At 61.4% G+C, this 17,464-nt stretch carries 17 protein-coding genes and 2 pseudogenes; 9 read left to right on the forward strand and 10 right to left on the reverse strand.

Annotated elements, in window-relative coordinates; all coding sequences use genetic code 11:
• Window positions 1-233 (reverse strand): hypothetical protein (locus ACP7CJ_RS10145; RefSeq protein ID WP_426100007.1); only part of this gene is annotated, 233 nt, incomplete at its 3' end.
• Here ACP7CJ_RS10145 and ACP7CJ_RS10150 point away from each other — a divergent pair.
• The 9 genes and pseudogenes from ACP7CJ_RS10150 to ACP7CJ_RS10190 all read left to right on the forward strand — a co-directional run bounded on the left by ACP7CJ_RS10150 (window position 232) and on the right by ACP7CJ_RS10190 (window position 10,425).
• Complete coding sequence (locus tag ACP7CJ_RS10150) at window positions 232-471, forward strand: hypothetical protein (protein WP_426100489.1); 240 nt, start codon at window positions 232-234, stop codon at window positions 469-471. The genes ACP7CJ_RS10145 and ACP7CJ_RS10150 overlap by 2 nt on opposite strands.
• Before the next feature lie 152 nt (window positions 472-623).
• Window positions 624-1,595, forward strand: a complete 972-nt coding sequence (gene pip, locus ACP7CJ_RS10155; protein WP_276195908.1) for a prolyl aminopeptidase — start codon at window positions 624-626, stop codon at window positions 1,593-1,595.
• The gene (gene dtd, locus ACP7CJ_RS10160) at window positions 1,592-2,029 is read left to right on the forward strand and encodes a D-aminoacyl-tRNA deacylase (protein WP_247407480.1); all 438 of its coding nucleotides are present in this window, start codon (window positions 1,592-1,594) and stop codon (window positions 2,027-2,029) included. The genes pip and dtd overlap by 4 nt, the downstream gene beginning before the upstream one ends.
• A gap of 266 nt (window positions 2,030-2,295) precedes the next feature.
• Complete coding sequence (locus ACP7CJ_RS10165) at window positions 2,296-4,023, forward strand: glucan biosynthesis protein G (protein WP_426100487.1); 1,728 nt, start codon at window positions 2,296-2,298, stop codon at window positions 4,021-4,023.
• Window positions 4,016-6,603, forward strand: a pseudogene (gene mdoH / locus ACP7CJ_RS10170) (glucans biosynthesis glucosyltransferase MdoH); the annotation flags it as partial. The gene ACP7CJ_RS10165 and the pseudogene mdoH, both read left to right, overlap by 8 nt.
• A gap of 171 nt (window positions 6,604-6,774) precedes the next feature.
• The gene (locus ACP7CJ_RS10175) at window positions 6,775-7,575 is read left to right on the forward strand and encodes a transporter substrate-binding domain-containing protein (protein ID WP_276195910.1); all 801 of its coding nucleotides are present in this window, start codon (window positions 6,775-6,777) and stop codon (window positions 7,573-7,575) included.
• A gap of 219 nt (window positions 7,576-7,794) precedes the next feature.
• Entirely contained in the window at window positions 7,795-8,592 is a 798-nt protein-coding gene (locus tag ACP7CJ_RS10180; RefSeq protein ID WP_276195911.1) for a transporter substrate-binding domain-containing protein, read from the forward strand.
• A gap of 146 nt (window positions 8,593-8,738) precedes the next feature.
• Entirely contained in the window at window positions 8,739-9,698 is a 960-nt protein-coding gene (locus ACP7CJ_RS10185) for an amino acid ABC transporter permease (protein WP_247402931.1), read from the forward strand.
• Window positions 9,691-10,425 carry an amino acid ABC transporter ATP-binding protein gene (locus ACP7CJ_RS10190; protein WP_426100485.1) on the forward strand — a complete coding sequence of 245 codons (735 nt, stop codon included), beginning with the start codon at window positions 9,691-9,693 and terminating at the stop codon, window positions 10,423-10,425. The genes ACP7CJ_RS10185 and ACP7CJ_RS10190 overlap by 8 nt, the downstream gene beginning before the upstream one ends.
• 22 nt (window positions 10,426-10,447) lie before the next feature.
• Here ACP7CJ_RS10190 and ACP7CJ_RS10195 read toward each other — a convergent pair whose 3' ends face one another.
• The 9 genes and pseudogenes from ACP7CJ_RS10195 to hisI all read right to left on the reverse strand — a co-directional run bounded on the left by ACP7CJ_RS10195 (window position 10,448) and on the right by hisI (window position 17,444).
• A complete protein-coding gene (locus ACP7CJ_RS10195) occupies window positions 10,448-12,355 on the reverse strand; it encodes a methyl-accepting chemotaxis protein (protein WP_276195913.1) in 1,908 nt (635 codons plus the stop codon).
• Between the two features lie 143 nt (window positions 12,356-12,498).
• Entirely contained in the window at window positions 12,499-13,371 is an 873-nt protein-coding gene (locus tag ACP7CJ_RS10200) for a methyl-accepting chemotaxis protein (RefSeq protein ID WP_426244274.1), read from the reverse strand.
• A gap of 33 nt (window positions 13,372-13,404) precedes the next feature.
• Window positions 13,405-14,415 (reverse strand): annotated as a pseudogene (locus ACP7CJ_RS10205) (methyl-accepting chemotaxis protein); the annotation flags it as partial.
• A gap of 81 nt (window positions 14,416-14,496) precedes the next feature.
• Window positions 14,497-15,204, reverse strand: a complete 708-nt coding sequence (locus tag ACP7CJ_RS10210) for a 16S rRNA (uracil(1498)-N(3))-methyltransferase (protein WP_276195915.1) — start codon at window positions 15,202-15,204, stop codon at window positions 14,497-14,499.
• A complete protein-coding gene (gene tatC, locus ACP7CJ_RS10215) occupies window positions 15,201-15,995 on the reverse strand; it encodes a twin-arginine translocase subunit TatC (protein WP_247402944.1) in 795 nt (264 codons plus the stop codon). Before tatC ends, ACP7CJ_RS10210 begins: the two co-directional genes overlap by 4 nt.
• Window positions 15,992-16,402: a Sec-independent protein translocase protein TatB gene (gene tatB / locus ACP7CJ_RS10220; RefSeq protein WP_276195916.1), complete on the reverse strand. Its 411-nt coding sequence runs from the start codon at window positions 16,400-16,402 to the stop codon at window positions 15,992-15,994. The genes tatC and tatB overlap by 4 nt, the downstream gene beginning before the upstream one ends.
• 10 nt (window positions 16,403-16,412) lie before the next feature.
• Window positions 16,413-16,691: a twin-arginine translocase TatA/TatE family subunit gene (locus tag ACP7CJ_RS10225; RefSeq protein WP_276195917.1), complete on the reverse strand. Its 279-nt coding sequence runs from the start codon at window positions 16,689-16,691 to the stop codon at window positions 16,413-16,415.
• Window positions 16,692-16,716: 25 nt separating this feature from the next.
• Complete coding sequence (locus ACP7CJ_RS10230; protein WP_247397012.1) at window positions 16,717-17,049, reverse strand: phosphoribosyl-ATP diphosphatase; 333 nt, start codon at window positions 17,047-17,049, stop codon at window positions 16,717-16,719.
• A gap of 2 nt (window positions 17,050-17,051) precedes the next feature.
• Entirely contained in the window at window positions 17,052-17,444 is a 393-nt protein-coding gene (gene hisI / locus ACP7CJ_RS10235; RefSeq protein WP_017849884.1) for a phosphoribosyl-AMP cyclohydrolase, read from the reverse strand.
• Window positions 17,445-17,464: the final 20 nt, after the last annotated feature.

Raw genomic sequence — 17,464 nt, forward strand, 5'->3', positions numbered from 1 at the left:
CCGGTTTTGCTCATGCCGACGCCGACCACCGCACCCACCACAGCGCCGAGTACCACGCAGCCGAGACCGCCAGTCGCCACGGTGACACCCGCCGCCGCAACCACCGCCGCTGTCGCCAATGCGGTCACGGCCACGTTGGCGGCAATCTCCAGGACTCCGCCTAAAACGTCGGCCAGCATTGAACTGTGCAGAAGCGCATCGCCCTCGCGGGCAGCCCAAGGCGTGTCAGTCATGCGTAACGATCCGTGTCTGAAAAAGACCCGGATCAAATCACGCAGTGGCGGTATTGCTCAGGTGAGACTTTCCGATGCGCTTGTAGGAATGCTCCTGAGGTTGATCGGCCAAACTCTCCACTTGTATGCCAAGCACCTGCACGCGGCGGGCGTAAGCGCGCTGCTGTACTGCGGCCAAAGTCTGGTCCATGGCTGTTTGCGGGCGCAGAGCGAGGTGGAGGAGGGCGACTGGCTTTGATAGCTGCCTGTTGGCTCACCTGGGTAGCGAACTGCTGACACAGGTCTAAGCGCTCAAGGACATGCTCATTGCACAATTCGGGTTTATAGTGCCAGACGGCAGAATAAAAGACGTCCCCCCAGGGATGAACCCGACCCCCTACGGAGCGCGCAATGCAGACTTGGTACCCGCAGATCAAACCCTACGCCCGGCACGATCTGGCTGTCGACGACACCCACACCCTGTACGTCGATGAAAGTGGCTCTCCCGAAGGCTTGCCCGTCGTATTCATTCATGGTGGCCCTGGCTCCGGTTGCGACGCCAACAGCCGCTGCTATTTCGATCCGAACCTGTACCACATCATCACCTTTGACCAGCGTGGCTGCGGGCGTTCTACCCCCCGCGCCAGCCTGGAAAATAACACCACCTGGGACCTGGTCGCCGACCTTGAGCGCATTCGCGAGCACCTGGGCATCGATAAATGGGTCTTGTTCGGCGGCTCCTGGGGTTCGACCCTGGCGCTGGCCTACGCGCAAACCCATCCCGAGCGCGTGCACGGTTTGATCGTGCGCGGGATTTTCCTGGCCCGGCCCCAGGACATCCGCTGGTTTTACCAGGAAGGCGCCAGCCGTCTGTTTCCGGATTACTGGCAGGATTACCTTGCGCCGATCCCCCTGGACGAGCGCCACGACCTGCTCGCCGCGTACCACAAACGCCTGACCGGCAACGACCAGATTGCCCAGATGCACGCCGCCAAGGCCTGGTCCACCTGGGAAGGGCGCATGTTGGGCCTGTGCCCGAGCCCGCAGTTGATCGAGCGTTTCGCCGAGCCCCAGCGTGCGCTGTCGATCGCCCGCATCGAGTGCCACTACTTCACCAACAATTCCTTCCTGGAACCCAACCAGCTGATTCGAGACATGCACAAGATCGCCCATCTGCCTGGCGTAATCATCCACGGCCGCTACGATATGATCTGTCCGCTGGATAACGCGTGGGAGTTGCACCAGGCCTGGCCGAACAGTGAACTGCAGGTGATCCGCGAGGCGGGCCATGCGGCGTCCGAGCCCGGCATCACCGATGCCTTGGTGCGCGCGACCGGCGAGATGGCGCGCCGCCTGCTGGACCTGCCGCCTGAAGAAGCATGAAGGGCCTGTTGCAACGGGTGCGTGGCGCCCGGGTCGAGGTCGCGGGCGAAATCGTGGGGGCGATCGACCAGGGTTTGCTGGTGCTGGTGGCCGTGGAACCTGCGGACACCGTCGAGAGCGCCGACAAACTGCTGCATAAGCTGCTTAACTATCGGGTGTTCAGCGACGACGACGGCAAGATGAACCTGTCGCTCAAGGATATCGGCGGCGGTTTGCTGCTGGTGTCGCAGTTCACCCTGGCGGCGGATACCAAAAGCGGGCTGCGGCCAAGTTTCTCCACCGCCGCGCCGCCGGCTCTGGGCGCAGCACTTTTTGAACACTTGCTGTTACAAGCGCAACAATTGCATGGCAAGGTGGCGTCCGGGCGTTTTGGTGCGGATATGCAGGTACATTTGGTCAATGATGGCCCTGTGACCTTCCTCTTACAGACATGAATGTATTAAAAACGACGTTAATGCCTAAAAACGCAGGGTTTCGCTATAAATACTTCGTTGTCCCTGATGCGTTGTCTCGCGGGCTACTAGATAATCGCGCGCTACGGGGATCAGCGTTGTTTGGTCCATTTTTGACTTAGGTAGAGACTTGTCCGACAGCCTCAGGGGAATCATTTTGCCCCAGGGGAGTCGGAACAATGCTCGCCAACCTGGCATATAGATAGCTGGCCGTTGGTTTTTTGATCTGTTTTCGGCGAGGGTTGCTCGTGATTGTTAGTCCCTGTAATGCACCAAAATTGTCTGCCAAACGGTTACGAAACGCACTGGTGACGGGCTCCGCCCTGTTTTGCCTGTTCGGCGCGGGTCAACTGTGGGCATTCAGTCTGGATGATGTGTCGGCCAAGGCAAAAGAGCTGGCCGGGCAGAAATACGAAGCTCCGCGCAGCAATCTGCCGAACGAATTCCGCGAAATGAAATTCGCTGATTATCAGAAGATTCGTTTCCGTAACGAAAAAGCCGAGTGGGCCGATCAGAACACCCCGTTCAAGCTGTCCTTCTATCACCAGGGTATGCACTTCGATACACCGGTGAAAATCAACGAAGTCACCGCCGACAACGTTCAGGAAATCAAATACGACCCGACGCGCTTCGATTTCGGCGACGTCAAGTTTGATCCCAAGTCCACCGAGCAGTTGGGTTATGCCGGTTTCCGTGTGCTGTTCCCGATCAACAAGGGCGACAAGCAAGACGAAATCCTGACCATGCTCGGGGCCAGCTATTTCCGCGTCGTGGGCAAGGACCAGGTGTATGGCCTGTCCGCCCGTGGCATGGCGATCGATACCGCGCTGCCGTCCGGCGAAGAGTTCCCGCGTTTCACCGAGTTCTGGATCGAGCGTCCAAAGCCGGGTGACAAGCACCTGGTGATCTTCGCTCTGCTGGATTCGCCGCGTGCCACCGGTGCCTATCGCCTGATCCTGCGTCCTGGCACCTACACCGTGGTCGACGTCAAGTCCCAGATGTTCCTGCGCGACAAGGTCAGCAAGCTGGGCGTTGCCCCGTTGACCAGCATGTTCCTGTTCGGCGCGAACCAGCCGTCCAAGGTCCTCAACTACCGTCGCGAGCTGCATGATTCCAGCGGTCTGTCGATCCATGCCGGTAATGGCGAGTGGATCTGGCGCCCACTGAACAACCCTAAACACCTGTCGGTCAGTAACTTCACCGTAGAGAACCCGCGTGGTTTCGGCCTGCTGCAACGCGGTCGCAACTTCAGTCACTACGAAGACCTGGACGACAACTACGACAAGCGGCCAAGCGCCTGGATCGAGCCTGAAGGCGACTGGGGCAAGGGTTCCGTCGACCTGGTAGAGATCCCGACCGCCGACGAAACCAACGACAACATCGTGGCCTTCTGGAGCCCGGAAAAACTGCCGGAAGTCGGCCAGCCGCTGGATGTCGCCTATCGCCTGCACTGGACCCTGGACGACGCCGCGTTCCATTCGCCGGACAGCGCCTGGGTCAAGCAGACCCTGCGTTCCACCGGCGACGTGAAGCAATCCAACCTGATCCGTCAGCCGGATGGCAGCGTCGCGTACCTGGTGGACTTCGAGGGCCCGTCCCTGAAGAAACTGCCGCCGGACGCGCCGGTTCGCAGCCAGGTGAGCGTGGGTGACAACGCTGAGTTGGTCGAAAACAGCGTGCGTTACAACGAGCACACCAAAGGCTGGCGCCTGACCTTGCGCATGAAGATCAAGGACGCAGGCAAACCGACTGAAATGCGTGCGGCCCTGGTCCAGGACATCGTGCAGCCTGAGCCCGAGAAGGTGTCGACCCAAGTACTCAAAGCCGACAAAGTGCTGGCCAAACAGCATGAGAAACAGGCCAAGAAAGACAAGGAAGCCAAGCAGCCAGAAGCTGCCCCAGCCACACCGGAGCCGATCAAGACCGAGCAAGTCCTGACCGAAACCTGGAGCTATCAGTTGCCTGCCGATGAGTAATTCTCAAGTCCAGCCAGAGACTCTGTCCGAGTATCTGGCGCACCTGCCGATGACCGCAGAGCAGCGCGCCGAACTGGCGGGCTGCACATCCTTCAGCGAACTGCACGAACGTTTGTCGTCCAAGGTGTTCGATGCGCCGGTCGACGCTGCCCAAGCGTCGGTTGGCCGCCGGTTGACCCTCAGCACGGCGGAAGAGCTGGAGGATGCCGAAATGCTGGCGCTCGACGCCAGCGGCCGTGTGTGCCTCAAGGCCACTCCGCCGATTCGTCGGACCAAGGTTGTGCCTGAGCCGTGGCGCACCAATATCCTGGTGCGCGGCTGGCGCCGGCTGACCGGCCGCACCAACCCGCCGACGCCGCCGAAAGACGAACGCGTGCTGCCGGCGGCGCGCTGGCGCACCGTCGGTTCGATCCGTCGCTACATCCTGCTGACGCTGATGCTCGGCCAGACCATCGTGGCCGGCTGGTATATGAAAGGCATCATGCCGTACCAGGGGTGGTCGCTGGTCGACTTCGACGAGATCCGCAACCAGACCCTGCTGCAAACCGCGACCCAGGTACTGCCTTACGCGCTGCAAACCAGCATCCTGATCATGTTCGGGATCTTGTTCTGCTGGGTGTCGGCAGGTTTCTGGACCGCGTTGATGGGCTTCCTCGAGCTGCTGACTGGCCACGATAAATACCGGATCTCCGGTAAAAGTGCCGGTAACGAGCCGATTCCGAAAAATGCGCGTACCGCGCTGGTGATGCCGATCTGTAACGAAGACGTGCCCCGCGTATTCGCCGGTCTGCGTGCGACGTTTGAATCAGTCGCGGCTACCGGTGATCTGGACCGCTTCGACTTCTTCGTGCTCAGCGACAGTAACGACGCCGACATCTGCATTGCCGAGCAGCAAGCCTGGCTCGACGTGTGCCGCGAAGCCGGTGGCTTCGGCAAGATCTTCTATCGTCGCCGTCGCCGTCGCGTCAAACGCAAGAGCGGCAACCTCGACGACTTCTGCCGTCGTTGGGGCGGTGATTACAAATACATGGTCGTTCTCGACGCCGACAGCGTGATGAGCGGCGAATGCCTGACCAGCCTGGTGCGCCTGATGGAAGCCACGCCGGATGCCGGGATTATCCAGACCGCGCCACGGGCGTCGGGTATGGACACCCTGTATGCGCGCATGCAGCAGTTCGCCACCCGTGTGTACGGTCCGCTGTTTACCGCCGGCCTGCACTTCTGGCAGTTGGGTGAATCCCACTACTGGGGTCACAACGCAATCATCCGGATGAAGCCATTTATCGAGCACTGCGCCCTGGCGCCGTTGCCGGGTAAAGGCGCGTTCGCCGGTGCGATCCTGTCCCACGACTTCGTTGAAGCCGCGCTGATGCGCCGTGCCGGCTGGGGCGTGTGGATTGCCTACGACCTGCCGGGCAGCTACGAAGAACTGCCGCCGAACCTGCTGGACGAACTCAAGCGTGACCGTCGCTGGTGCCACGGCAACCTGATGAACTTCCGCCTGTTCCTGGTCAAGGGCATGCACCCGGTCCACCGTGCGGTGTTCCTCACCGGCGTGATGTCCTACCTGTCGGCACCGTTGTGGTTCTTCTTCCTGGTGCTGTCCACCGCGTTGCTGGCGGTGAACACCTTGATGGAGCCGCAGTACTTCATGGCGCCGCGCCAGTTGTACCCGCTGTGGCCGCAATGGCATCCGGACAAGGCGGTGGCGTTGTTCTCCACCACTGTCGTGCTGCTGTTCCTGCCGAAGTTGCTGAGCGTCATCCTGATCTGGGCCAAGGGCGCGAAAGAGTTCGGTGGCAAGTTCAAGGTGACAATGTCGATGCTGCTGGAGATGTTGTTCTCCATGCTGCTGGCGCCCGTGCGGATGATCTTCCACACCCGCTTCGTCCTCGCCGCGTTCCTCGGCTGGGCTGCGACCTGGAATTCGCCGCAGCGTGACGACGACTCCACCCCATGGGGTGAAGCGGTCAAGCGCCACGGTCCGCAAACCCTGCTCGGCTTTCTCTGGGCGCTGTTGGTGGTGTGGTTGAACCCGAGCTTCCTGTGGTGGCTGATCCCGATCGTCGGTTCGCTGATGCTGTCGATCCCGGTGTCGGTGATTTCCAGTCGAGTCAAGCTGGGTCTCAAGTCCCGTGACGAGAGCCTGTTCTTGATCCCTGAGGAATACAATCCGCCGCAAGCGCTGCTGTCGACCGAGAAGTACACCCACGAAAACCGTTGGCACGCCCTCAACGACGGGTTTGTGCGTTCGGTGGTCGACCCGCAGCAGAACGCCCTGGCTTGCGCCTTGGCGACCTCGCGTCACCGTGAGGCGGAGCCGATCGAGTACCTGCGTGGCGAGCGCGTGCGTTATGCGTTGAAAGTCGGCCCTGCCGGCCTCACCAACGCCGAACGCCTGGCCTTGCTCAGTGACCCGGTGGCCCTGGCCCGCTTGCACGAGCAGGTCTGGAGCGAAGGGCATGCCGAGTGGTTGGGGGCCTGGCGCGAGTCGATCAAGTCTGATCCCCACGCGCCATTGCTGCCGTTGCAACCGCTGTCGTCCCAGGCTCAACCGGCCTGATTCAGACGCCCCCGAGGGTTCTCCTCGGGGGCATCTCAAGCGCTGGTCCTACAGCGTTTCCCGCTTCTTCCTTTGCACCCTAACTCCTTGTTATTTCGAAACAAAAGTCCCCGGTTCGAGGCGTATTGCCGTGCCTGTGTCTGAGTTAGCATCGCCCCCCGAAATTTGACTCGACCACAGGGGGATTCATGATCAAAAGGTATTGTTCGGCATTGCTGATGGGCGCTGTCGCATTGATTCACGGTGGTCTGGTGCAGGCCGGCGCGCTGGACGACGCCGTTCGGCGTGGCGTGCTGAAAGTGGGCACCACGCCCACCTACGTGCCATTCGAGATGACCGATAAACAGGGGCGTATTGTCGGTTTTGAAGTCGATTTGCTCCAGGCGATGAGCCGTGCCCTGGGGGTTGAACTTGAGCTGGTGGCGGTGCCGTACACCGAGTTGCTATCGGGGCTGATGGCGAGGAAGTTTGATCTGATTGGCAGCGGCATGACGGTCACGCAGGAGCGCAACCTCAAGCTGAATTTCAGTGACTCCTTTATCGTGGTAGGCCAAACGGTGTTGCTGCATCCCCGCCTCGCCGGCAAGGTTGCCAGTATCGAGGACCTGAACGAAGCCGGCTACCGCATCGCCACCACTGAAGGCACTACCGCAGAGGCTGCGGCGCGACGATTCCTCGGGGCGGCTCGGCTAAGCAGTTTCGCGACGCCGGAGGAAGGGGTGCGCCAGGTGGTGATCGGTGCGGCCGATGCGTTTATCCATGACGCGCCCTACAACCTGATCGCGATGACTCGGCCGGAAAACCAGGCGTTACTGGCGCTGGAGCAACCCTTCACCTACGAGCCCCTGGCGTTCGGCCTGAAAAAAGGCGATTACGACAGCCTGAACTGGATCAACCATTTTCTCAACCAAGTGGCGCAGGACGGCACCTACGATCGGCTGTACGACAAGTGGTTCAAGGACACCGACTGGATGACGGAGGTCGACTGAAAGTCATAAGTGCTTACACATCAACCCATTGCCTGAGCCGGGCGATAAGGTGTCTATCCCTGCGCCTCTGCGCGGCGCTGTAGGGATATTCCGACATGCATCGACAACAATTACCCGCGAAACCTTTGTGCCGGGCAGCGAGTGGGTTAGGATCGCACCCCGAAATGGTGCAGCCCTTTTGCGCGCCGCCCTCATAAGAATCGTTCAGGGGACTTGATGATGAAAAAGTATCTTTCGATGCTGCTGCTCGGCGTCACCGCGCTGGTCGCGGCCAACGCGGCTCAGGCCGGAGCCATCGACGATGCGGTCAAGCGTGGCACGCTGAAAGTCGGCATGGACCCGACCTACATGCCGTTCGAAATGACCAACAAGCGCGGTGAAATCATCGGCTTCGAAGTCGACATCCTCAAGGCCATGGCCAAGTCCATGGGCGTCAAGCTGGAGCTGGTGTCCACCGGCTACGACGGCATTATCCCGGCCTTTCTCACCGGCAAGTTCGACATGATCGGCAGCGGCATGACCCTGACCCAGGAACGCAACCTGCGCCTGAACTTCAGCGAACCCTTCATCGTGGTTGGCCAGACCCTGCTGATTCGCAAGGACCTGGAAGGCACCATCAAGTCCTACAAAGACCTGAACGACGAGAAATACCGCCTGACCTCCAAGCTCGGCACCACCGGCGAGATGGTGGCCAAAAAGCTGATCTCCAAGGCCAAGTACCACGGCTACGACAACGAACAGGAAGGCGTGCTGGACGTGGTCAACGGCAAGGCCGATGCCTTTGTGTATGACGCGCCGTACAACGTCGTCGCCGAGAAGAAAGTCGGTAACGGCAAGCTGGTGTTCCTTGAAGAACCCTTCACCTTCGAGCCGTTGGCCTTCGGTCTGAAGAAAGGCGATTACGACAGCATCAACTACATCAACAACTTCCTGCACCAGATCAGGAACGACGGCACCTACGATCGCATCCATGACAAGTGGTTCAAGAGCTCCGAGTGGCTCAAGGACATGGAATAAGGCTGGCGGAATACCGAGTCGCGCCTATCGCGAGCAAGCCCGCTCCCACACTCGACCGAGTTCCAGCATGAGAATGCGGTCGAGATGTGGGAGCGGGCTTGCTCGCGATGGCGGTATGACAGGCGACACACATCCCGGAACCTGAAATGAAACAGAAAAAAGCCCAATGGCCCTGGCACCTGCTGACCGTGGTCGTGCTGGTCGGCCTGGCGGGCGCCTTGTACTACGCCACGTCGCTGATGTCCTACGAATGGCGCTGGAACCGCGTGCCGCAATATTTCGCCTATCAGGCCGAAACGTCCCAGCGCGCGGCGGATGTGTCCACCGTTGTCGAGTTGGTGCGCAAAGGCGATGTGGCTGAAGTCACCCTGCGCAACGATGCGGGCACCGAGCAAAAGCTCACCGTGGCCGACAACAGCCTGCAAGTCGCACGTGGCGATGACGTGGCCGAAGGCGATGTAGTGGGCGTGACCCGGCAGTGGGCGCTGGGGCCATTGATGTGGGGCTTATGGACCACCTTGTGGCTGTCCGTGGTGTCCGGGGTCCTGGGCTTGGCGATCGGCCTGGCGACGGGTTTGTGCCGGCTGTCCAGCAACCCGACCTTGCGCGATCTGTCGACGATCTACGTCGAACTGGTGCGCGGCACCCCGCTATTGGTGCAGATTTTCATTTTCTATTTCTTTATCGGTACGGTGCTCAACCTGTCCCGGGAGTTTGCCGCGATCGCTGCGCTGTCGCTGTTCACCGGGGCCTACGTGGCGGAAATCGTCCGAGGCGGTGTGCAATCGATCACCCGAGGCCAGAACGAAGCCGCGCGCTCGCTGGGCTTGAGTGCCAGCCAGTCGATGCGCCATGTGGTGCTGCCGCAGGCGCTCAAGCGCGTGCTGCCGCCCCTGGCCGGGCAATTTATCAGCCTGGTGAAAGACACCTCGCTGGTGTCGGTGATCGCGATTACCGAGTTGCTCAAGAGCGGCCGCGAAGTCATCACCACCTCGTTTTCGCCGTTTGAAATCCTGTTCTGCGTGGCAGGCCTGTACCTGTTGATCAACCTGCCGCTGTCGAAAATGGCCAGCCGGCTTGAGCGGAGGCTCGCGCAAAGTGATTGAAGTCCGCGATCTGGTAAAAGTCTTCGACACCCGTGGCCAAGTGGTGCGCGCGGTGGACCACGTCACCACCCAGGTCGCCAAGGGCGAAGTGCTGGTGGTGATCGGTCCGTCTGGCTCGGGCAAGTCGACCTTCCTGCGCTGCCTCAATGGCCTGGAAGCGTTCGATTCGGGTTCGGTGAGCATCGACGGGCTGCAACTGGCTGATCCGAAAACCGACGTGAACGCCTATCGCCGCGAAGTCGGCATGGTGTTCCAGCACTTCAACCTGTTCCCCCACATGACGGTGCTGGAGAACCTGTGCCTGGCGCAAAAAGTCGTGCGCAAGCGTGGCAAGCAAGAGCGTGAAGCCAAGGCCCTGGCGTTGCTGGAAAAGGTCGGCATTGCGCAAAAGGCCAACGAGTTTCCCTCGCGGCTGTCCGGCGGCCAGCAGCAGCGGGTGGCGATTGCCCGTGCGCTGGCGATGGAACCCAAGGTGATGCTGTTCGACGAGCCCACCTCGGCCCTCGACCCGGAAATGGTCGGCGAAGTGCTTGACGTCATGAAAACCCTGGCCCTGGAAGGCATGACCATGGTCTGTGTCACCCACGAAATGGGCTTTGCCCGTGAAGTGGCGGACCGCGTGCTGTTCTTCGACCATGGCAAGCTGCTTGAAGACGCGTCCCCGGCCGAGTTCTTCGATGCGCCGAAAGACCCGCGCGCCCAGGCCTTCCTGCGCCAGGTGCTGTAATCACGCTCACACTATGGAAGCGTTAAAGTCGGAACTTGCTGACAAGCGTCTGTAGGTCCAGGCTCAACTGGGTCAACTGAGCGCTCGCTGCCGCCGTTTCTTCACTGGCGGCGGCGGTTTGCTCGGACACATCGCGCACCTTCAACACACTGCGATTGATCTCCTCGGCCACCGCGCTTTGTTCCTCGGCGGCGGCGGCAATCTGCGGGTTCATTTCCTGGATGACCGACACCGTGCGGGCAATCGCCGCCAGGGCGTCGCCGGCGTCGCGGGTCAAGCCGACGCTGTTGTCTGTCAGGCTGCGACTGCTGTCCATGATGTCCGCCACCTGTTGGGTGCCGGAATGCAGGCTGAGGATCAGTTCTTCAATTTCCTCGGCCGACGCCTGGGTGCGCCGGGCCAGGCTGCGCACTTCATCGGCGACTACCGCAAAGCCTTCTCCGGCACTGCCCGCGCGCGCGGCTTCGATGGCGGCGTTCAACGCCAGCAGGTTGGTCTGCTGGGACACTGATTTGATCACGTCCAGCACACTGCCGATCTTTTGGCTCTCTTGCTGCAACGCCAGCATTGCTCGGCTGGAGAGGGCCATTTCACTGGCCAGGTGGCCGATCTGTTCAACGGCCTGTGCAACCACCTTGTCGCCGACGCGGGTCTGTTGGTCGGCTTCACTCGCCGCGATCGACGCTTGTTCGGCATGCCGCGCGACCTCCTGGGCGGTGGCGAGCATTTCATTCATTGCCGTGGCGACCTGATCGGTTTCGTCCTTTTGATTGTTGACGCCGGCGCGGGTCTGTTCGGTGACGGCCGACAACTGCGTGGCCGCACTGGCGATTTGCCGGGCGCTGTCGCCAATGCCGCTGATCAGGCCGCGCAGGTTGCGGATCATCTGCCCGATGCTCTGCTGCAACTGGCCCATTTCATCACGGCGCTCCACGGCGGGGTTTTCGCTTAAATCGCCCGCTGCGATGCGGTTGGCGGCGACCAAGGCTTCACGCAACGGCAGGGTGATCTGCCGGGCGATCCACCAGGCGGCCAGGGCGCCGAGCAGCAGAGCGGCAAGCGTGACGCTGACCAGCAGTGTTCGGGTGTGCTCCGCTTCCCGGTCGCGTTTGAGGATCTGGCCCTGGCTCACCAGGTCACTTTGTTCGAGCAACTGGTTGAGTTGCTGTTCAAACCGGTTCTGCGCGGTTTCGGCGGTGACTTGGGTCTCCTTGAGTTTGATCAGCAAGGTGCGGTAGGTGGCCAGATCCGTGGTGAGCACGACAGAGTCGACGGGTAGGCTTGTGACGGCGGCTTGAGCGATATCCAGGGCGTCGAGGGTCTTGCCCACCGCTTCGGCATAGGCTTGCAGCGACTCGGCGGCCCAGGCGGGGCTCTGGGCGCGATCTTCGGCCTGTTCCATGGCTTGGCGCAGGCTCTCTATAGCGTCGAGGGCCTGCTGGTCTTGCTGGTCAGGCAGTTCGCTGGCCAGTTGCGCGAGGGTATCGCTGGCTTGCAGGGCGATCTTATGCAGCGGCGGCCGGGTGTTTTCCCGCTGTTCGATCAAGGGCGGCAATTCCATTAGCGCCGCTTTGAAGCTGGCCACGAGACGCTCCGCTTCCTTGAGGCGCTGCAGGTCGGTCGGATCAATGACGTGCTGTGACAGGTAGTCGAGATGCTGATCGATTTTTTTGATCTGCTGCGTCATTTTGCCCAGGCTGGCGGTGTCCGTGAGGGTGCGGTAAACGATGCGGTCGGCGCGCATCGCCTCGGCGTCGGCCGCCAGTTGGCCCAGCACCGTCAGGTTGCTGGAGCGGAACAGGGCGGCATTCAAGGCCTGCCAGCCGGTCATGGCAATGATGAAACTGAGGATCAGCACCTGGCCAAAGCCCAGGGCGAGTTTGAGTCGGACGCTGGCGTTGACCAGCAAGTGGGTCAGCCGAGGAAACATGGTGAACCTCCAAATCTGAAAAAGCGCTGCGCAACCATGCAAACGCTAAATCGATTTGGGGTGAGGGCGGGCTGATAAGTGCGTAGGAAATTTCACAAGTTGCTGAAGTGCGGCGACCCGGATGGCTCGCCGCCCAGCGCCGGTCAGATGCGGAAGCGCCCAACCAGGGTTTGCAGGTAGATGCCCAGGCGCGCCAGTTCAGCGCTGGAGGCGGCGGTCTCTTCACTGGCCGAGGACGTTTGCTCCGACACATCGCGCACGTTCAATATGCTGCGGTTGATCTCTTCGGCCACGGCGCTTTGTTGCTCGGCGGCGGTGGCAATCTGCGAGTTCATCGCCTGAATGGTCGACACGGTGCGGGTGATGTTTTCCAGGGCGCTGCCGGCGCGGCGAGTCAACTCGACGCTGCTGTCGGTCAGCCCGCGGCTGTTGTCCATGATGGTTGCCACCTGCTGGGTGCCCGTTTGCAGGCCGCCGATCAGCTCTTCGATCTCTTCCGTGGATTTTTGCGTGCGTTGAGCCAGGCTGCGCACTTCATCGGCCACCACCGCGAAGCCACGCCCGGCTTCACCGGCTCGTGCCGCTTCAATCGCAGCGTTAAGCGCCAGCAGGTTGGTTTGCTGGGCCACCGACTTGATCACGTCGAGCACGCTGCCGATCTTGTCGCTTTCGCGCTTGAGATGGCCCATGGCCTCGGTGGAGTTGCCGACCTCAGTGGCCAGGCGTTCGATCTGGGCGATGGCTTCACCGACCACCTTGTCGCCTTCGCGGGCCTGCTGGTCCGCCACCAAGGCCGCTTCGGAGGCTTCCTCGGCGTTGCGCGCAACTTCCTGCACGGTCGCGGCCATTTCATTCATGGCGGTGGCGACCTGGTCGGTCTCGATTTTCTGATTGTTGACCCCGGCGCTGGTCTGCTCGGTGACCGACGACAATTGTTCGGCGGCGCTGGCGATCTGGGTGACGCCGTCGCTGATGCCGCCGATCAGTTCGCGCAGGCCCACGGTCATGCTTTGCATGGCGCGTTGCAGTTGGCCCAGTTCGTCCTGGCGTGTGGATGTCAGGTCGTGGCTCAGGTCGCCCGAAGCAACGCGCTCGGCCACCTTGAGGGTCTGATTCAGCGGGATGACGATCTGGCGCGTGATCGCCCAGGCGGCCACCAGGCCAAAGATCAATGCCAGTACGGTGGCGAGCAGCAGCAGGTACCTGGCCTGGGCGGCATCGGTGTCGCGCACTGCGGTCTGGGAAAGCGTGAGTTTATCGCTGCGGCTCAGCAGGATATCGCCTTGTGCGCTCATGGTTTTGAGTGCGACGGCGGTGGCCACCTGGGAGTCGCGGAACTGGCTGACAGCGGCGCGATAGGCTTGCAGCGAGACACTGGCCTGTTGCAGGTCCGCCTGGTATTGCGCCGGCAATGCGCCTTGCAGTTCAGTGATCTTCTTCAGGGCGTTGTCGATGGCGTCGAGCGCAGGTTGCTCAGCCTCGACCTTGCCGCTGTAGGTGTAGCCGCGAACCTGGAAGCGCGCTTGCTGGATCAGCTTGCTCAGTTCGACCACGCTATTGAACTGGGTGACGCTGTCGCCTTGCAGCAGGGACTTCTCGACTTCATTCACCTTGAGCACGGCATTGTCGGCGGTATTGCCCAGCTTGCTGCGCGCGTCTTCGCGGTTGGCGCCGGCTTGCGCCATATCGCTGAATGCGCGTTTGTATTGGTCCACGGCGGCCAATTGCTCATCGACCAGGGCGATGTCCGTGGGGTTTTCGATCAGTGTACGGGCGGTCTTCATGCCGCTGTCCAGCCGGTTCAGCAGGTCGCTGACGGCTGCCGTGCCTTGTTCGCCACGGCGCATTTCATAGTCCAGGCGGGCGATACGCAGGTCTTTGGTCAAGACATTGAGGCTGGAGATATACCCCAATTTGTCGCCACGGCTGGTCACATCGCCCAGGCCGGTCCAGCCGGTGAAGGTGATCAACAAGGTAAGGAGCAACACCAGGCCAAAGCCTACGCCCAGCTTGTGGTTGACGCTGACATTCCCCAGCTTTTCGGCTAACCAACGATACATGCTGCGAACTCCCCTAGAGCAAGGCTTGGAATTATTCGAAGGTTATCGGCGGCGCATGAAAAATCTGTAGGAATAGGGTGGCTAGAACAGCCGGGCGAGCAGGGCGGTGACGGCGGTCTCCACGCGCAGGATGCGTGCACCCAGTTGCACCGGTTGCAGGCCTGCCTTGGTCAGCAGGTCGACCTCGTAGGGAATCCAGCCGCCTTCCGGGCCGATAGCCAAGGTCACCGGCTCATCCAGCCCGCGCGGGCAGGATGGGTAATCGCCGGGATGGCCGATCAGGCCAAGGGTGCCTGCGGTCAGAGCGGGCAGGCGGTCTTCGACGAAGGGTTTGAAGCGTTTTTCGATGATGATCTCGGGCAGCACCGTGTCCCGCGCCTGCTCCAGGCCGAGGATCAATTGCTCGCGAATCGCCTCGGGCTCCAGGAAGGGGGTTTGCCAGAAGCTCTTTTCCACGCGGTAGCTGTTGAGCAGCACTACCTTCGGCACGCCCATGGCGGCGACGGTTTGCAGCACCCGGCGGAGCATTTTCGGGCGGGGCAGGGCCAGCAACAGGGTCAGCGGCAGTTTGGCCGGTGGCGGCAGGTCGAAGGCTACTTGCAACTCGGCTTCGTGGGCTTCCAGGCGCAGCAGTTGTGCATTGCCCATCAGCCCGCCGATGCGCCCGACCCGCAGGTTGTCGCCCACCGTCGCGCGGTGCACGTCCTGCATATGCACCAGGCGCCGGTCACGCAGGATCACCCGGTCGGCCGCGATAAAGTCGGCCTCTTCAAGCAGCAGCAGGTTCACGGCTGGGTTGCTGGCGGCTGGTCGTTGTCGTCGGCGGCTTGGTCGTCGGGGTGTTCGCCACGCTTGGTGATCAGGCTGCTGAACAGGATGCCGATCTCGAACAGCATCCACATCGGCACTGCCAGCAATGTCTGGGAGAAAATGTCCGGCGGGGTCAGGATCATGCCGACCACGAAGCAGCCGATGATCACGTAGGGGCGGACCTTCTTCAGGTATTGCACGTTGACCACGCCGATCCACACCAGCAACACCACGGCCACCGGGATTTCGAAGGCCACGCCGAAGGCGAAGAACAGCGTCATCACGAAGTCGAGGTAGCTGGTGATGTCGGTCATCATCTCAACGCCGGCCGGGGTGGCGGCGGCGAAGAACTTGAAGATCAGCGGGAACACCAGGAAGTAAGCGAACGCCATGCCGGTGTAGAACAGCAGGATGCTCGACACCAGCAAGGGCACTGCGATGCGCTTCTCATGCTTGTACAGGCCGGGGGCGATAAAGCCCCAGATCTGGTGCAGGATCACCGGGATCGCGAGGAACAGCGAGACCATCATCGTCAGCTTCAGCGGCGTGAGGAACGGCGACGATACGTCGGTGGCGATCATCGTCGCGCCCGCTGGCAGGTAATGGCGCAGTGGCGTGGAGACGAAGGTGTAGATCTGCTGGGTAAAGGCGAACAGCCCGGCAAAAATTACGAAGATCGCCGCCACGCAACGCAGCAGGCGGGTACGCAGCTCGGTGAGGTGCGAGACCAGCGGCATGTGCTGGTCGTTTTCCGGTTTATCAGCGCTCATGGGGCTCGCGGCGGCAATGTAGGGTCATGGGGAGCAGGCGCCGCGATGGGCGCCGGCGCTGGCTCGGTTGGCGTGGTCGGGGTGGCGGGCGTTGCTTCAACTGCGGGCGTGGGCGCGATGCTGTGCTCGGCCACGGGCGCCACCGGCTTGGCCTGCTCCTGCACCGGCGTCAGAATATTGCGCGTCTCTTGCTCCAACGACAGGATGTGTTCGTTGTGCAGTTGGCGGCGGATTTCGTCGGCGCCGATTTCCCGTTCAACTTCCTGTTTGATGGCGTTGAAACTGCGTTTCAGGCGCCCGATCCACAGGCCAGCCGTGCGCGCGGCACCGGGCAGGCGTTCCGGCCCCAGGACCAGCAAGGCCACGAGGCCGACGAGCAGCAGTTCAGAGAAGCTGATACCAAACATTAGTCAGTGCTCACGAGTCTTTGCGGATCGGCTCTTCAACTTTTTCAGCCTGCACGTCGAAGGTCCGACGCTCGGTGATCGGCTGGGCCGCCTGGGGGTGCACAGGCTGGACCGGTGGCGCCGGGTTGACGGCGGGGTCGGCCGGCTTTTCGTCGTCGTTCATGGCCTTGCGAAAGCCCTTGATCGACTCGCCCACGTCGGTGCCGAGGTTTTTCAGTTTCTTGGTGCCAAATACCAGAACGACTACCACCAGAATAACGATCCAGTGTTTCCAGTCAAAAATGCCCATGCTGCAATTCCTCTGTAAAAGTTATTCAGGCGGACGGGCGCGAGGCCTTTTCGACATGCCCGGACAAGCCGAAGCGACGGTCCAGTTCATCCAGCACCGCCTGCGGATGCTGCCCCAGTTGAGCGAGCATGACCAGGCTGTGGAACCACAGGTCGGCGGTTTCGTAGATCACATCGCTGCAGTCGCCGCTGATCTCGGCATCCTTGGCGGCAAGGATGGTCTCGACGGATTCTTCGCCGAGTTTTTCCAGGATCTTGTTCAGGCCTTTGTGGTACAGGCTGGCGACGTAGGAGCTTTCGGCATCCGCGCCTTTGCGCTCTTCCAGCACCTGGGCCACACGGTTCAGGGTATCGCTCATGTTCAGTGTCCTGCCGAGTAAATGGCGTGCGGGTCTTTGAGTACCGGCTCTACAACCTTCCACTCGCCGTTCTCGAACACGCGATAGAAGCAGCTGTGGCGGCCGGTGTGGCAGGCGATACCGCCGATCTGCTCGACCTTGAGGATCACCACGTCGGCGTCGCAGTCGAGGCGTATCTCGTGCAGGGTTTGTACGTGCCCGGACTCTTCACCCTTGCGCCACAGTTTGCCACGTGAACGTGACCAGTAAATGGCGCGCTGCTCAGCGGCGGTGAGGCTCAGCGCCTCGCGGTTCATCCAGGCCATCATCAGCACGCGCCCGGTCTTGTAGTCCTGGGCAATGGCCGGCACCAGGCCGTCACTGTCCCACTTGATCTCATCCAGCCAGTCTTTCATCTTCGGCTCCGGCAATTTGC

The sequence above is a fragment of the Pseudomonas sp. PSPC3-2 genome, from assembly GCF_049897085.1.
GTDB classification, from domain to species: Bacteria; Pseudomonadota; Gammaproteobacteria; order Pseudomonadales; family Pseudomonadaceae; genus Aquipseudomonas; species Aquipseudomonas paraveronii.

Excerpts from the sequence above, each read along its gene's own strand:
- ACP7CJ_RS10150 (WP_426100489.1), top strand. The coding sequence starts at position 232 with ATGCGTAACGATCCGTGTCTGAAAAAGACCCGGATCAAATCACGCAGT.
- pip (WP_276195908.1), top strand. The coding sequence starts at position 624 with ATGCAGACTTGGTACCCGCAGATCAAACCCTACGCCCGGCACGATCTG.
- dtd (WP_247407480.1), top strand. The coding sequence starts at position 1,592 with ATGAAGGGCCTGTTGCAACGGGTGCGTGGCGCCCGGGTCGAGGTCGCG.
- ACP7CJ_RS10175 (WP_276195910.1), top strand. The coding sequence starts at position 6,775 with ATGATCAAAAGGTATTGTTCGGCATTGCTGATGGGCGCTGTCGCATTG.
- ACP7CJ_RS10180 (WP_276195911.1), top strand. The coding sequence starts at position 7,795 with ATGAAAAAGTATCTTTCGATGCTGCTGCTCGGCGTCACCGCGCTGGTC.
- ACP7CJ_RS10185 (WP_247402931.1), top strand. The coding sequence starts at position 8,739 with ATGAAACAGAAAAAAGCCCAATGGCCCTGGCACCTGCTGACCGTGGTC.
- ACP7CJ_RS10195 (WP_276195913.1), bottom strand. The coding sequence starts at position 12,355 with ATGTTTCCTCGGCTGACCCACTTGCTGGTCAACGCCAGCGTCCGACTC.
- ACP7CJ_RS10200 (WP_426244274.1), bottom strand. The coding sequence starts at position 13,371 with ATGCAAAGCATGACCGTGGGCCTGCGCGAACTGATCGGCGGCATCAGC.
- tatC (WP_247402944.1), bottom strand. The coding sequence starts at position 15,995 with ATGAGCGCTGATAAACCGGAAAACGACCAGCACATGCCGCTGGTCTCG.
- tatB (WP_276195916.1), bottom strand. The coding sequence starts at position 16,402 with ATGTTTGGTATCAGCTTCTCTGAACTGCTGCTCGTCGGCCTCGTGGCC.
- ACP7CJ_RS10225 (WP_276195917.1), bottom strand. The coding sequence starts at position 16,691 with ATGGGCATTTTTGACTGGAAACACTGGATCGTTATTCTGGTGGTAGTC.
- ACP7CJ_RS10230 (WP_247397012.1), bottom strand. The coding sequence starts at position 17,049 with ATGAGCGATACCCTGAACCGTGTGGCCCAGGTGCTGGAAGAGCGCAAA.
- hisI (WP_017849884.1), bottom strand. The coding sequence starts at position 17,444 with ATGAAAGACTGGCTGGATGAGATCAAGTGGGACAGTGACGGCCTGGTG.